Raw genomic sequence first — 15,009 nt, forward strand, 5'->3', positions numbered from 1 at the left:
TCAAACAGCCCACTAGCTGCCTATGGTAAAATAATCGAAAAGCAACTAGGAGACGGTTCAAATGAAAATCAATTTCACAAAAAAGCAATTCAAAGCGCTGCTTGACCTTGCCTATTTAGGAGAATGGATGGCGAATTCAACCCGATCCCACGATGATCGATTTGCCGACTATGACGAGTTACTACAATACATTTACTCGTTTGCGAAAGACATGGGATGCGAGGACCTTGTCCCTTATGACCGTGAATTAAACAGCTATTACCCATCAAAAGAGTATGAAGATCAGCTGCAACCAATCATTGATAACAATGATGACTACGTATTTTGGGAGAAGCTGTCCGGTCACCTAGCCAAAAGGGATCTTGATCGTGAAGGCGGAACGTTTGACTCACTCGACGACCGTTTCCGCAGACTGTGTGAAATCGAAGAGAAATATGAGATTGAATTCGAAGATAATGGATTGGCAAATTTAGTGATTAAAGAAGACAATTGAGAAAAAAGTATTAGGCATCCCGAGCCGTTTAAAGGTGTGTTAATTATCTGCTCCTTGAATCAACATACTTGAACTTGGAAAGAATGAGTTCAAAGTAAAGGAGCTGATCATCTTGGTCATTCGATATTATGAAGATAAAAAAGTATTTTGCTATATCTGCCGCAAAACTACGCTTTTCACCTATAAAGATTCTCATCATAACATTGGAGTAGAAAGCCATTGCAGTGAATGTGCAGATGTCTGGTTTGAGTGGCAAAATAGGGCTGTCCAAAGAGAGTTGGAAAAGTGGATTGCGTACAATAGCAGCAAGCTCTCAAGTAAGCGAGTAATCAACTTTGAAATGTAAAGACATCCAAAAAAGCCGCTCAAAGAATAATGAGCGGCTCTTTCCTTTATTTTACTTTCCAATTTTGTTGCATTGCACGCCGCTTTCCTTTACCTATTACTAACATTGCGAATCCGGTACGTGCCATCCGTGTGAATAACCACTTCATAGCTTTTCTCTTTCTCATAATACTTCTCATTCCCCGCTTTATTCCGGAAGCTTAATGTTTCATATGTGGAAACAAGTGCATAGTCATCATAGATGGTTACTCCCGTTACGGTATTCTCAAGAAATTCGAAATGCATTCCTTCACCGGAAATTTCAGCGAAGTAATCCACAAATTCTCGATATGCGTTGCTGCCCGGCAATAAATAGGGCTCGATCTGGTAAAAGGCTTCGTAATACAAGGCTTCCTCATAGACCGTCCGGAATTCCAGAATGAAATCCTGCAGCCATTCTTCGTAAAAGTAGACGTCCCCTTCGTACCCTTCAACTTCGCCTTGACTAGCGTCATCATCATAGGAGTCCACATTGTAGGAATAGTTATCATACACGCCAAAAACGGATGCGACCTGCTTCTCATTCATCGGGTTTTTTATCCAATCATCGATTAGGTACGTCATCGTGTAAAGAGGAATTGAGAATCCAAAACGTCTGTTTTCTTTCAGCAGGAGTGAATTGATGCCAATCACTTTTCCAGTCTTTGCGTCAATCAAAGGTCCCCCGCTGCTACCTTTTTCGATCTGCACATCGACCTGATACGCTTTTTCATAGACGAAATTATCCCGAATGTCTCTGCCCGCACCTGTCAAATAACCGATAGAGGCCGAGTTTTCCAATCCGTTCGGGCTCCCTAAAGCGATGACTTCAGTACCGACTTTCGTTTCATTGACTTCAGTCTTAAGCGGATTGATATCCTTATATGTATCAGACTTGATAAGTGCAATATCATATTTATCTGAGATCCCGATCACTTTCCCGGGGGCTTCCCGGCCGACCGAATTCCTCACATTTACCTCTGTATAACCCGCCACGACATGGGCGTTCGTGACAATAAAACCGCCCTTGGCATACAGAAAACCTGAGCCAAAACCATCCGTCGTCAGAATGGTAAATACACGCGGCAATGTTTCCTCGATTAGAGCTGTTTTCTCTTTTTCGATTGGCTTATTTTCAGGACGTTCCACAACGCCCCGTTCAATTATAGGAACCGGCTGTTCGACAGGCTCTTCTTTTAAATTTTCATCCTCAAGCGTTGATGTTTTCGGTGATTCCTGTTTAGTGATTTGAATGAATGCATATCCGACTCCACCAAGCACACAGAGGCAGACAAAAATGACCAACAGCATCCATCCTGTATGGCTCTTCTTCTGCATTGGCTTGCCGCAACTCCCGCAAAAATTTGCATCCTGAGCGTTTTTAAACCCGCAACCCGAACAAAACATGGAAACACCTTCCCCCCTTAAATCTTTATCCTTTATATCGGTCCAATCAATCAGTTCTAAAGTCCCTCGGACACAACATCGCAAGGAAAAAATTACAATCTCCGCGGTCTTAGTGATTAAGTTGCTTTGCATGCAGACAACTGGATTCTTCTGTTGAGTGTTGTATAAGTTGATGGATAAGTCGTATATGTTCATGTTCATGCTGTTTGATGTGCCGGTTGAAGCAAAACTAGAAATCATGACAAAATGACAAAGGCGTAAGAATTATTGCTCGTAATGTCGGGAGGCCTGTTGTAGAGCTTTAGACAATAAATACCGGTACGAGGAATATTGCGTCTTTATGAACTCTGCACCGCAGAAAGGCCTTCCCGCTGAAAAGCGGGAAGGCCATAAAAATCATCTACTATAAATAATCTCTGTAGCAGGATTTCTTTCATCGGATAAGATCTTGTTATTTTTCTTATCCCTGAATACCTCGTACTTATTGAATCCATTTGGTAGTTCGAATTGCACATCTAGAGAGTCTGCCCAGAAGATTGGCTCTACTCTAATGCTTCCTTTTCGATTCGCATTTTTATAGACAACATTGTTTGTATTTTTGGAAGGATTGTACGTGATTTTCGCTTCTTTTGCAGTTATCGTTACTCCATTCGTTGCTCCCACTCCACCCAATACATTGTTAGCAAATGTAATATTGCCTTTTAGGATCAGTTTCTCTTTTGCTTCTTTCTTATCGGAGTTCCCTACATATATTGCGCCTAACGTGGAATCTTTTAGCGTTGCGTTTGATAGTGCTAATGAAGCTCCATTTCCGTTCACTTCAATCAGATGATCCTTCATGTCATTTCCGGAGGTGAAGTTCAGGTTGTCAATGACGACTGAAGAGCTGATCAAAAGTCCTTCGGCATTCTTCTTTGGATCTCCTTTTGAATTAAGAGTTAGCGTTTTTCCATTCCCGTTAATGATGATGGCTTCATTAAGTTGGAGCGGTTTGTTGGTTGTGAAATTGTTGGCTATGTTCAATTTGGGAGTCTGTTTCTCAGTTTTGGCTAGTTGTGTGGCAACGTGTGAAAACTCCAGTTCATTGTCAATGTGGTAATAGCCGTTTTGTGTTTTCGTGTAGAGATGTAAGTCTGTAAGTTTAAACTCGAAATCTCCATTCCCCTCCATCCAAAATGCAGGAGCTGGTACACCTTTATATTGGTCATTATGCTGATTGTCTTTTCCATTAATGATAATTTTACTGCTTCCTCGATCCGCAACTACATTAATCCCACCAAGTTGATTATTCATTGTTTCAACGTTGGTTAAATTGACTGTAGTTGGGGAGGAGGTTCTGGATGTGTAGACGTGCAAACCGCCTTTAATGGAATTGGATAGCTTCACTTTATTCAACGTAATAGATGAAGCGTTGTCGGCAACGATATTATATCCTTCAAAGTTCGTGACCTCAGCATTTTCAAATGTAACGTTGTCGGAATAGACGAGTATTCCATGGCCCCGAGTGCTGGAGTGTCCGACTAGCTTCAGGTTCATACATTTTGCATTCTTTGCATTTTCTTCAAATGTGATGGCAGCTTCTTCAGCTTTGTACCTAAATCCATCAGCAACTTTAAGGGTCGCTCCATTGATCGCTTGAATCTTTACATTTGGATAGTTGATCGTTATGGGTTTTGTAATCGTGACGTCTCTGGAAATCGTTATTTCCGGGACCTTCGAGGAGAGTGCTCTCTGTAATTCGGTTTCATTCGTAATTGTACCTGTCGGAACAGAAATTTTCGATCCGGCAATGGATGTATACGATCCTTTTGTGCCTGCGACATATAATGTAGAGTTATTCAGGAAAGTTGATGTATCGTCCGTAAAATCAGTATCAACTTCCAACCCCGAACTGCTGACCCGGTAAGTGATTTCAAATACCTTGTTCTTTAAGCGGATATCCTCATAGAATTTAATCGTCTTCCAGTTGCCATTCGAACCGACTGTCGAGTAGGAAGTGGAGTATTTGGTCTTTCCTTCATCCCAAGTGAATGTTCCTGCTTGGCCGCTCGTGTAGGTTCCATTCCCAATGGATAGATTCGCAAGTTCTACGGTTTGGTTTGTTTTCACATCTTTTGAATACATAGGCGTTTTCGTTGCCATCTTGTACTTCGTAGGGTTTTGGTCGAATGTCATGGAGATGACTCCATTGGCGTCCATACTTGCAGTCCGGATCGTGATGTCGTTGTAGACGGGCGGCTCATAAGGAGGCGTCTGATCCGGATTTTTCACTCCATTGATGCGTTCAATCCGGTACTTTGCTGAATCGTAATTCCGGATGACATTCTTAATGGACGTATTCCACGGAATAAGGACATTGGACACCCATGTTTGCGAGCTTATGTTCACATAGCCATCACGTGGAATGTCGAGCGATGAGATGGTTCCGGCTGTATTGATTGTCACAAGGCGGTTTGTCAGGATGTTGAAGTTTGTAAACGTACCTGCTCCATTCAATGTAACGTCCTTTGTCGTGGAGACCGAAAGTTCAGGGACGCTTGAATAGATTGCGGCTTCGGTCATTGAGCCCTCTAAAGAGACCTTATTGACTCGGGACGTATCATTTGTTCTGAACGTGCCGTTTGCCTTCATTGTAATGGACTGTGCGAAAGACCTGTTGGAAAGTGTGAAATTCGTGTTGGATTTGGATAGTTGTACGGTATTTAGTGTGGAGTTATTGAATGTGAGGTTTAGCGTTCGATTGGAAGTGTATTCGTTGCTGGTTGTAGAACCTTTAATGTTCAGTGCATCTGCGGTGAACGTATTTTGTGTCCCGGAACTGAAGCTCAGGTTTTTATTGACCGTCAGATCCCTGACATTGAGATAATCGGCATCGATGACCAGGTTGCCGTTCAAGGTTGCGTTGTTTCCGTATAAGGTGATCATATTTGACGAGGTTCCGGAGTTCCTGAGTTCAAGTTGTGTGATGGTCGAGATGGCGCCCTTGTCATGTTGGAAAGATATTTTTGCATTTCTTAAAGCATCGCGGTTTTGGGAAGTGAAGAAATAGCGCAAGGACGCAGGAATGTCGTAATAGCCCTTGTCAGTTTGCAGCGAGTACCCATCAAAGGTTGAAATCGTCGCAGTCACTGTATCCGTCCGGTTGTTTGCCAGTTCGCCCCGGTGTACGAACATCGCCATTTGCCCGCGATCTACATATTGGTTGGGTGCAAATCGGGTAGGCGTGATCCCGAATGTGATTTTGTTGTCAATCAGGGACTGCAAGTAAACAGAGTAAAATGCATTTGGAGGGACATCCGTGAATTTCGCTGTACGTAATGGCTGCTTTTCGAACTGATACGCGAGGGCCAAAATCTTCGCCATCTGTCCACGGTTCAGCGGATCATCCACTCCGAAATTGCCGTTCGAGTACCCATCGATGATGCCTGCCTCGTACAGTGCCGCAACGTACTTGTAAAACCCATGGGATGTTGGGACATCACGGAAATGAGGATTGCGGACATTGTTCAGATCCAAATTCAATGAAATCGCCAAAATCTTCGCAGCCTGGCCGCGGGTCACCTTTTCAGAAGGACGGAAAGTCCCGTCGGCATACCCGTTAATAATGCCCTTGCCTGACATATACATGATGGAATCGTAAGCGACATGAGAGGGCGGGACATCCTTGAAATACGTTGGAGCGGCAGAAACAACAGCAGGTGCAACAATCGCACTCGTCAGCACGGCAGCTGACGTCAACAGCTTAACGTTTTTATGTTTATTGACCAAACAGTTTACCTCCTAATTTGTTCATTCCTGAAATTAGACGATAGAAATCAATGAAAGTTACACTGATTCTTCGAAACATTTTTTACTTGCAAACTAGTATTGATTGCATTCCTTCGTTTAATATAAGTGGACAAGTGGTTTGTTATTCCAATTATCATTATATAGTCGTGGATTGGTTTTAGTGACAGGACCTTTGCCATGGAAAGACGACAAATTAGGAGATCAAGTCTGATGCAGCACGGCGGAATAAATGAAAAACAACCACCCATCCTCACGAATTTTGTGTTCGTCGGATGACTGGTTGTTCGTTGACATCCTTACCATTGAATATCTTCAGGGTAGCTCCCGGGATATTCAACGGTATTTGGCGACATCCCATCTTTAACGGCAAGCTTCTCTATCTGCCTTTTAATTTTTATATACTTGGCATCCTTGTTGGCAACTCGTTTGGCCGCAATGCTAACGTTAGCCAACCGCTTCTCTTTGTCCATTTTGAGAAATTCAATGTTAAGGTGATCAATATATTGGGTGACAAAGTTTTGATAATATCCAATAAAACTGGGAGTCAATGAACTCTTTAACAGCCTAAATTTACTTTCTCCTACTGTATTCTCAAGCCATTCACCTATGACAGATTGAAAGAGGCGGATCCGAGCTGGTGTAGTGTCCCAGAAATGCTGTCTATGTTTTGCTGACAGTTCTATGAAATCATTCAACACAAACCCGAGAAACAATAATTCCGGCCAAAGTATCCGGATTCGAAAGTACATATTGTTCTCCTTAGAATCGATTGAAAGTCTACTCCTATTCATCCGTTCCAGACCATTCGGCACTAAGATTACTTCCTTTTGTCCCTTCGCCGCTTGATTCAATTCGTTACAAAGATTCAGGATGCGAAGCCTCACCAGCTCATAACCCGGGTATTCTCCCTCTTCCCCAACAACCAAATGGATCGCTTCATTCAAAGAAACAAAATCGTTTCGATCGCCCGAAAGATAGGCCCCCGCGTAATTTGGTGTATTTTCCAACCATATCATCTATAGTTCTCTCCTCAAATAATCTATATTACAGATGTATATAGTAACACCCCAATTGAAATAGGTCTATAAAACTACCTTACATCCTAATATTGTAATCTATCTGAACCATATCATTTATTCTTTTAATACACTACAGGCTTTTACCGTTCTCTTTGCTCATTGTTTACCCGCTACAATACCATGAATTCCTATGCTATCAATAGCAGTTGTCGTTTTAGGTCGAAATACGGAGTCGTATTCTCCCGATAATTAATTTCTAAATTATCTAGGTAATTAAGTATAGAAGTTGTATAATAGAAGTATCATCATTCATAAACAATAAATCTTTTTACACACAGTCTCAATTCAGGAAAGGGGTATCTCATGGCCAAGTTGTGGGGGAAATGGATGTGCAAGCTATCCGGATACCATCGGATGGACTATTATTCCAACAAATGCATTCGATGTGGACATGTTAGACTCAAGAGATAGAAAGAGGAATAGTGGATTTAGGGAAAGCATGCCTATGGGCGTGCTTTTCTTATTTTACACTCAGAAATAGGATTAATAGCGGAGATAAAAGTAAAATGGTATCTATAACAGAGGGTGTCGGTTATTTAACCGACACCCTCTGTTTAAGTAAAAATAAACAATATACCTTAGTTAATTCACGCATACAATGTGTTTATTCGCATCACGATTCAAGGGTATTCCCCATCATAAGCTATAAATTTCATGTTCCAAATCATCCAATTTACTCGTCCATCGCAACCCCGAAACTTCCGGGAAAAGATCACGGTAGGATCCCCAATTCAGAATATGGATATCTTGCAAATTTACATGAAGAATATTCGACAGGTTTTTGGAATTATAGGCGGGCTTATGGCCGTATATTAACAATTTCTCAGCCAAATCAATTTCAATTGACCAGTCTATTTCTTCTGGAGTTTGTTCTCCCATCAAACGGCCAGCATATATCAAATGTCTACCGGAATCGTTCGTATTCCACCAATTCTCCTGCGATATTCTTTTACCAATCGTTTGCAGATCGGCCTTGCCGATATACAGCAATACGTTGCTGCCATATATGGGATGCTTCCCATAGACTTGATAGATCCCATAGTCCGTTTCCTCATCCATCAGATCAGTAAGATTCTCTAGCGTATATGGGCCTGTCCACTCAAGATGGATCAGTTTCATATGTTGATACTCCAAACCCTCCCCCCAAAAAAACATCATACATAGATTCATACCTTCACTTTTAATATTCGACGTTAGGAGAAAGAAGCCCTGCTTAATCAACAGTTTGGTCCAACTATTTACTAACCGTTAGACCTAAAAAGCGATTTTATCTGGGCATTTACCTTTTTATCGCTTTTCCTTAGCTAAGAAGTTTCCGCCAACTGTTGAGCAAGTTAATATAAATACCTTCGGTGAATAACGATATTCAAGTTCCAATTAATGACGTTAACGCATTAAATGGATAAGGCGCTATAAAAATTTCCTTTAGGAGGATGCACAGGATGGATGAAAACCTGGAAAAGCCCGCGAAACAGATAACCCCAAGATTCAACCGTAAAACGGCAAGGGTGATCGTGGATGAGGAACAAAAACGAATGGAGAAAAAGCTACAGGCCATTCGTGATAAATACGATGCATTAATTAGGAATATCAAAGAGGAGGATGAAGGGGAGGGTGAAGCCTGCACGAAAAGGTGAAAGAAGCCCTGCGAAAACGCAAGACGTATGATGAAATCTTGGAAGAGGATCGAAAACGATTTGAGGAGAAATTACAAGCAGTTCGTGATAAATACGAAGCGTTAATCAAGGAATTCGAAGAGGAATAAATTCTTTCCGCTGAGATAAGGAACCTCTCGTAACAACCGGACCTTCTCAAATGTTTGATGGTCAGAGAGGGATTTTCTATGAGTGATGTTCATATGACTTACGCAGCAGCTATTTATAAGTGCAACGCAGTTTTACGAGCGTGTATTCATATTTACGAGAACGAATTCTAATTTACGAGCGTGAACGGGATTATACGAGCGCAGAATTCTTTTTACGAGCGCCGGAGCGGATTTATGAGCGCGTAACCTTTTATACGAGCGCGAACTAGCAATGTTGCCAATCTATGGTATATTTTAATAGACACCATCAAAAGATAAAAGGTGAAAATAACAGCCAGGGGGGCAACAATTTGAAAACAATAACAAAAAAACTAATCGTAAGCACACTTTTAACAGTAATGGTTCTTTCCACTAGTGCAGGAACAGGAATGGTTCAGGCTGAAAGCATTCATACATACAGTACACAACAGCAAGCAACGAAATATCCTAAAAAAGTGATGGAAGCAGTTCGTGAAAGTTTCGGCGTTAACAAACACTCTACTGAAATTGATACTAAAATTGAATCCATGCCACAAGTAGAAGTAATGGATAAGTACCTTGAATCCTTCGGTAAAAAAGTAAAAGGGAATGAAGTTCAGAAAGCTGTTCAGGGTGTATTTAACATCGATTTACACGAGGTTTCCAAAAACAATTACGGTAATAAGCTAAATAGTTATGCCGCCGCTATTATGGAAACCCTTCGTGATTCCGAAAAACTTACTGATGCGGAAATCATGGATCTACCAAAAGTGAAAGTAATGCAAGCGTATATCAAAGCCCATGATTACCCTTTAACTGGTCCTGAAATCCGTGTGTTGATTAATCAAATCTTTGGAATAAATCTTGACGGTATTTCTGGAATAGCAGGACTGCAACTTGGCATTAACTCTAAAGGTACATGGATCATTAATACACCAACGGATATGTTAGTGATTTCATCCAGCCATGATGACGTTGAGCTGTATGTCTACACAACAGATTACTGGGAACAAGTAACAGGAACAAAAGAAGTGCCCGATTCATTAAAACAATACTTTGCGGATAACGGATTTACGTATGACAATGTAACAGGCAAATACAACTGGGTTAACCCTACCGGTGAATCTGCTCCTGAAGCGTTTAAAAGCCAAACGATCGGTATGTTAATTCAAACGATTATGCAGGTTAACGCCAATCTATAAGAAAAAAGTAGCCAAGAGAGCGATCTCTTGGCTTTTAACTTACCTATTCCGCTCTGTCCTAATAAAGTCATCCATTTTCCGGCGCTCAAAATATTTAATAATACTATGCTGTATGACGTCTTTTGTTTGCCTTGTGGACGTGGATAGGGACAATTCCTTTGCTAATGCCAGAAGGCTTTTTTTAGTTTTCAAAGCATTGTTTGTTGATAAATAAACGTTCAGTTCTTCACCGCTCATTTGATACATATTCGTGATTATGTTTGTGTAGTCTATCGTTTCGTCGTCTTTTTTACGCTTAGTTACTTCTTTTTGAAATGTGCTATTTTGCTTTACTAATTGAAGGATCGCATCCAATGCTTCATCAAACTTTTGACCTTCGAAGCAATCCAAAATATCCGCCGTTTTACGCAATAAACTTGCCAATTCTTTTGATTTCATTCGACACCTCATACCAACTTCCCAATAAATTCCTCGGTGAGATTACTAAAATAAATTGATTGTTTCGCGGCATTGTCACGGGAACGCGATAGATATTTGAAAGAGTACACGGGGAGATTAACAGATGCCGCTACTGCTATGCCGTCTCCATTCGTGATGTATCGGTCGAAAGTTTTTCCAGTATGTTGAGCAGACACTGTTTGTATTGTCTCGAAGTGAGTGGCCTTAGGTTCATTTTTATACTCATCAACCATATTAAAAATAATCCCGCCAAATTTAGTATGTACATACGGGCCCGGCATTTCTGCGTAATCATGCATCCTTTCAAAGTCAGCATTAAATTTATCCATATATTTAACGATTAATGAAATACCGGTTGTCGAAAGAAAATCCGGCTTTACGGGGACTACAAAATAATCACTTGCATAAAATGCATTCTGCGTCACGGTATTGACGTTTGGCGGACAATCCAATAACACGTATTCATAATCATCTTTAACTTGGTCTAATAAGGTTTTAAGAATCGAAAGTTTTTCAATTTCATTTCTCGTAACTTCCTTATGATCTTTCCCTTTCTTTTGAGAACGGGCAAGTATAAGATCCATCAACACTAAATCTTGATGGGATAAAATCATGTCAATTTTATCAAAGGCGCTACTAGGCGAATCATTCACCAACTTCTCATGAGTAACGCTAGAACCATCAACGTTTTTGTCATTAAAATAGCCATCAAAGACATCCTTTAATGTTGCCATGCCTCTTTCATAAACACTTTCATAATAACTCTCTACACCTAGCGCCAGGAACGATAGATTACATTGCGGGTCCAAGTCAACTAGCAAGACCCGCTTATTTGTGATTTTTTGCAAGCCTACCCCGAGATGTAACGTCAGTGTTGACTTCCCTACTCCGCCTTTCCAATTTATCAAGCTAATGACTTTCCCCATATCACACTTCCCCCATCACTATGTTCCCTGAGGTAAGGTTGCGGCTTTTTACTAGTGAATCTATAAATGGATAATTGATGAGTGTCAACTGACTCAGGATAATATACCTTATTACTGGTCTGGAAACTATATGCATTCACTTCGCATAGCATAGCTTCAGAGGGCATTATAGAACTCTTATTGAGGAGAGGGCACAATGGATGAAGAGCAAAACCGAATGGAGAAAAAATTACAGGCAGTTAGCGATAAATACGATGCGTTAATCAATAAAAATAAAGAGGAGGACGAAGTGGAAGAGGATCGAAAACGATTTGAGGAGAAAGTACGGGCAATTTTTGATAAATATGATGCGTTGATAAAGGAAATCAAAGAGCAATAAATTAATTATTACCTTAAAGAAGTGGATTCCCCCACTTTTTTTGTTGATGAATGCAAAAACTAGGCTATATAAGGAAGCTTTATCGGCAGGCGAATAACTATCCGATAACAGAAGAAAGCTTCCCTGACTCGAACAACGTACGCAAAAAAAAGAAAAGACGCCCTCCATATCATCGACCTAGTTCTGGTCAACGGAAGACGTCTTTTACTAAAATGATAATCATACATAAGTCATTTTGGCTACATAATTGGCAACACTCGCGGGGAAAATGTCACTTAAAAGCCAACTCCAGTTCTTCCAGATTTTCAGATTGAAGAGGTCGTTTTCCTTCCTCAATTTCATTTATCATTTCTACAAGTCTCGTTAGAAGGGGCAACGATAAACCTAACTTTTCCCCTTCCAGAATAACAGGATTTAATTGCTGGGGAACTTCAGTTTTTCTTTTTCTAACCGCTAAATCACGCCATATCCCTGTTCTTGTTTTTGTATATCCTCTTAATTTTTTGGCTAGCTCTAAAAATTGGGCGTCGACCTTTTCTTTTTGATATTCAGGGTACAGTATGTTTGGTGTCCACCCGTCGAAGGATTCAGTGAATATCCCTTTCTTATTGGCGACTTGTAAAACCTCGATAGCTATTGAGGTTACTAATGGATAATAGACTGCATCCTCAAAGAAATCGGCAATTTCCATATTTGTTGTTGCTGTAGCTGTAAGGACAGCACCATACGCAAGTTTACTCCATAAAAATCCTTGAATATTATTTGTTGATTTTGCATCTCCCCAACTGCTTAAGACTTCAATCAACTCCGCAAGTCTTTTACTCTCTCTTCCATCCAATTCTCCAAGATAAACGCTGCCAACCCCTCCATATTCGACGATCCCTGGCTCTAGATAATCTGCGAATAGATTAACAAAGCATCCAATGGTTTTCTCTATCCCAATTACACTAGCTATCTCCTCTTCGCATAATCCATTCTGAAAGGAGACCACATAAGAATCATCGGATAATCGATCTTTTACAGACTCTATCGCCTCAACGGTATGTTGTGCCTTAACTGCTAAAAATACAGTCTCCAACGTTTCTCTTGTTTCTAAAAACTGATCTACCGTAAACGCTTTAACTTTAACCGTAAATTGTTGAACCTTCTCGATTATCGTCAATCCGTTTTCATTCATCGCATGAACATGATCTTCATTTTTATCAATGAAGGTAACATTGTAACCGCCTTTTACAAGGTAGGCTCCAATAACCCCTCCGATTGCTCCTGCACCGATAACAGTAATATTCATTTTATCCCCCTCATTCATATTCCATGGTATATATCCCTGGCAGTCCTAAGGGACATTCAATGTTTTCCCCAATAAGAATCAAATAGACGAGACTTTACTTTTCACCTCTTTGATTCTCCCCAAATATTCTTCAGTTGAGCAAATTAGTCCTCTTAAAATGAAGTTGAACTTATTTGTATTTCTAGTCAGTGTATTCTCTATAGCGAAACGTGCCATATCTGAATTTACGCTTTTGAACTTCAATGCCACCGCCAATAGTGGAAGAGGGGGTTGTGCAAGCGCTGAATCATGATTAAATTCATCCTCGTTGACATAATTTAAACGAACCAACCCTTTGGACACCCGTATATTCCACCTGTTGTATTCTTCAGCTTGGCAATCGGTTAGATTTTCCGCTGTTTTCACTATATCTTCCACTTGTCTAATTAATTCTTTTAAGCCTTCGACACGTTTCTTCGTTTCGGCTAGCCCTTTATGGTTAGGCATAGCTTCATGATACTGATCGAGATAACTGTTAATTTCCTTAATGGCATTTAACTGATTCACTTCTAAAAGCCGGGAAGTACATAAATCCCAAAGAATAGAGAGGTATATCTTGCAATCTCTTTGCAAAAACTCTGGGCTGATCTTGTCCAAAGTATCTTCGGTTGTATGCCACCACCATCCAAAACCGCCGCCCTTGCCATCACCGAATAGTTTTGAGAATGCTTCCATTGCGGGTGTGTTCATTGGTTTTTGTTCAGACAATCCCATCAAAAGTGAAGGTACACCCGGCCCCCAAAATGACTGGTCTCCCGCTCGCCCAAAACGGCTGGAATTATATGTTTCACCTGCAATTTCTTTGATTGCTTTGGCAGCAACCGATTTTGTTTCCGCCATGGCATTTCCTTCTGAAAGAACAACGGATTCTTTAGCTCCAACCGAATCAATATTTACATGCATTACACAGTTGTCATGCAGCTCTTCCCAATTTTCATCAGCATATAAAGTAGATCCAGCATATCGACCATGAGAATGTCCAGACCAAAAAGCAAATCTAAGCGAACGTCGAAATGTCGGTTTTTGCTCACCAATGATTCTTGCAATCTCAAGCATAGTGGCATTTGCAGTTCCATTGTCCATTGCACCATGATGCCATGAGTCTATATGCCCTGAGAAAAGCACAAACTCATCGGTAGGCTCATCTGCCTTATATTCCGCAATAAGGGTTGGGATTTCACCCCAGAACTTATGAACAACCGCCTTTATTTCACAAGCTGTTTCTCCGGAATTGAGTATCATTTCTTTGATTTTTTGACCATCATCAAAATTCACCGAAAGTACGGCAATCGTTGGGTAATCATTAACCTGATTGATGGATGGATTTCCCCAAACAGTGGAGACAATCATTTCATGCCTATATTCTGCACTTATAAAGACAGCTGCAATTGCTCCGGCCTGCTCGGCGGCTTTCACTGCTCCTGGGATAGCCAAGCCGTCAATTACAACTGCCTTACCCTTGACGTCAGCCCAATTCCCTTCACTTCCGTCTCCAACGTAAACCAAATCCGTGTGAAGTCCTTCCTCAGGTGTAGATGCTGCCATTGCATGTGTAATTGATTGATAAGGAGTACCATTTACACGCAAAGATGTTTCACCCGGATGGCTAATGTACGCCATACGTTTATACAAACTTGTTTCAAAACCAAATTCTTTTAATTGTTGTTCCGCATATTGAAATGCCCGGTACTCTTCTTCTGTGCCAGACAATCGAACTTCCTTGGATATATTTTCAGTGAACTCCATTAGCTTGTTTTTATCTACACGATCAATAAGTTGAATTTTAGTTACCATTTCGA

At 40.8% G+C, this 15,009-nt stretch carries 13 protein-coding genes; 5 read left to right on the forward strand and 8 right to left on the reverse strand.

The features are described 5' to 3' along the window. The first annotated feature begins 61 nt into the window (after window positions 1–61). The gene (locus tag ACFPTP_RS16035; RefSeq protein ID WP_381446872.1) at window positions 62–493 is read left to right on the forward strand and encodes a hypothetical protein; all 432 of its coding nucleotides are present in this window, start codon (window positions 62–64) and stop codon (window positions 491–493) included. 435 nt (window positions 494–928) lie between these two features. On the opposite strand, the gene ACFPTP_RS16040 is transcribed toward ACFPTP_RS16035, so the two are convergent. The 4 genes from ACFPTP_RS16040 to ACFPTP_RS16055 all read right to left on the reverse strand — a co-directional run bounded on the left by ACFPTP_RS16040 (window position 929) and on the right by ACFPTP_RS16055 (window position 8,265). Next, window positions 929–2,194 carry a S1C family serine protease gene (locus tag ACFPTP_RS16040; RefSeq protein WP_381446874.1) on the reverse strand — a complete coding sequence of 422 codons (1,266 nt, stop codon included), beginning with the start codon at window positions 2,192–2,194 and terminating at the stop codon, window positions 929–931. A 465-nt stretch (window positions 2,195–2,659) separates the two neighbouring features. Further along, on the reverse strand, window positions 2,660–6,031 hold the full coding sequence (locus tag ACFPTP_RS16045) for an S-layer homology domain-containing protein (RefSeq protein WP_381446876.1): 3,372 nt from the start codon (window positions 6,029–6,031) through the stop codon (window positions 2,660–2,662). Between the two features lie 317 nt (window positions 6,032–6,348). Next, window positions 6,349–7,068: a DUF6904 family protein gene (locus ACFPTP_RS16050; protein ID WP_381446878.1), complete on the reverse strand. Its 720-nt coding sequence runs from the start codon at window positions 7,066–7,068 to the stop codon at window positions 6,349–6,351. 699 nt (window positions 7,069–7,767) lie between these two features. Next, window positions 7,768–8,265: a GIY-YIG nuclease family protein gene (locus ACFPTP_RS16055; protein ID WP_381446880.1), complete on the reverse strand. Its 498-nt coding sequence runs from the start codon at window positions 8,263–8,265 to the stop codon at window positions 7,768–7,770. 308 nt (window positions 8,266–8,573) lie between these two features. Here ACFPTP_RS16055 and ACFPTP_RS16060 point away from each other — a divergent pair, with 308 nt between their 5' ends. From ACFPTP_RS16060 to ACFPTP_RS16070, 3 genes are all read left to right on the forward strand, one after another. After that, window positions 8,574–8,768 carry a hypothetical protein gene (locus tag ACFPTP_RS16060; protein WP_381446883.1) on the forward strand — a complete coding sequence of 65 codons (195 nt, stop codon included), beginning with the start codon at window positions 8,574–8,576 and terminating at the stop codon, window positions 8,766–8,768. Then, window positions 8,765–8,896 carry a hypothetical protein gene (locus tag ACFPTP_RS16065; protein ID WP_381446886.1) on the forward strand — a complete coding sequence of 44 codons (132 nt, stop codon included), beginning with the start codon at window positions 8,765–8,767 and terminating at the stop codon, window positions 8,894–8,896. The genes ACFPTP_RS16060 and ACFPTP_RS16065 overlap by 4 nt, the downstream gene beginning before the upstream one ends. Window positions 8,897–9,246: 350 nt before the next feature. Then, window positions 9,247–10,116, forward strand: a complete 870-nt coding sequence (locus ACFPTP_RS16070) for a hypothetical protein (RefSeq protein ID WP_381446888.1) — start codon at window positions 9,247–9,249, stop codon at window positions 10,114–10,116. Between the two features lie 39 nt (window positions 10,117–10,155). Here the strand turns inward: ACFPTP_RS16070 and ACFPTP_RS16075 are convergent, their stop codons facing one another. Continuing rightward, window positions 10,156–10,554 carry a hypothetical protein gene (locus ACFPTP_RS16075; protein WP_381446890.1) on the reverse strand — a complete coding sequence of 133 codons (399 nt, stop codon included), beginning with the start codon at window positions 10,552–10,554 and terminating at the stop codon, window positions 10,156–10,158. Window positions 10,555–10,562: 8 nt separating this feature from the next. Then, window positions 10,563–11,501: a ParA family protein gene (locus ACFPTP_RS16080; RefSeq protein WP_381446893.1), complete on the reverse strand. Its 939-nt coding sequence runs from the start codon at window positions 11,499–11,501 to the stop codon at window positions 10,563–10,565. A gap of 196 nt (window positions 11,502–11,697) precedes the next feature. On the opposite strand from ACFPTP_RS16080, the gene ACFPTP_RS16085 reads away from it, so the two are divergent. Further along, window positions 11,698–11,880, forward strand: a complete 183-nt coding sequence (locus ACFPTP_RS16085; protein WP_381446895.1) for a hypothetical protein — start codon at window positions 11,698–11,700, stop codon at window positions 11,878–11,880. Between the two features lie 271 nt (window positions 11,881–12,151). Here the strand turns inward: ACFPTP_RS16085 and ACFPTP_RS16090 are convergent, their stop codons facing one another. Together ACFPTP_RS16090 and ACFPTP_RS16095 are read right to left on the reverse strand one after the other, a co-directional pair. After that, window positions 12,152–13,171, reverse strand: coding sequence for a ketopantoate reductase family protein (locus ACFPTP_RS16090; protein WP_381446898.1), 1,020 nt, complete (start codon window positions 13,169–13,171; stop codon window positions 12,152–12,154). A 78-nt stretch (window positions 13,172–13,249) separates the two neighbouring features. Continuing rightward, complete coding sequence (locus ACFPTP_RS16095) at window positions 13,250–15,004, reverse strand: M28 family metallopeptidase (RefSeq protein WP_381446900.1); 1,755 nt, start codon at window positions 15,002–15,004, stop codon at window positions 13,250–13,252. Window positions 15,005–15,009 lie beyond the last annotated feature (5 nt).

Origin of the sequence: Sporosarcina koreensis (genome assembly GCF_042655825.1) — a bacterium.
In the GTDB taxonomy this organism is placed as follows: domain Bacteria; phylum Bacillota; class Bacilli; order Bacillales_A; family Planococcaceae; genus Sporosarcina; species Sporosarcina koreensis.

Excerpts from the sequence above, each read along its gene's own strand:
- ACFPTP_RS16085 (WP_381446895.1), top strand. The coding sequence starts at position 11,698 with ATGGATGAAGAGCAAAACCGAATGGAGAAAAAATTACAGGCAGTTAGC.
- ACFPTP_RS16080 (WP_381446893.1), bottom strand. The coding sequence starts at position 11,501 with ATGGGGAAAGTCATTAGCTTGATAAATTGGAAAGGCGGAGTAGGGAAG.
- ACFPTP_RS16040 (WP_381446874.1), bottom strand. The coding sequence starts at position 2,194 with ATGCAGAAGAAGAGCCATACAGGATGGATGCTGTTGGTCATTTTTGTC.
- ACFPTP_RS16075 (WP_381446890.1), bottom strand. The coding sequence starts at position 10,554 with ATGAAATCAAAAGAATTGGCAAGTTTATTGCGTAAAACGGCGGATATT.
- ACFPTP_RS16095 (WP_381446900.1), bottom strand. The coding sequence starts at position 15,004 with ATGGTAACTAAAATTCAACTTATTGATCGTGTAGATAAAAACAAGCTA.
- ACFPTP_RS16090 (WP_381446898.1), bottom strand. The coding sequence starts at position 13,171 with ATGAATATTACTGTTATCGGTGCAGGAGCAATCGGAGGGGTTATTGGA.
- ACFPTP_RS16035 (WP_381446872.1), top strand. The coding sequence starts at position 62 with ATGAAAATCAATTTCACAAAAAAGCAATTCAAAGCGCTGCTTGACCTT.
- ACFPTP_RS16050 (WP_381446878.1), bottom strand. The coding sequence starts at position 7,068 with ATGATATGGTTGGAAAATACACCAAATTACGCGGGGGCCTATCTTTCG.
- ACFPTP_RS16060 (WP_381446883.1), top strand. The coding sequence starts at position 8,574 with ATGGATGAAAACCTGGAAAAGCCCGCGAAACAGATAACCCCAAGATTC.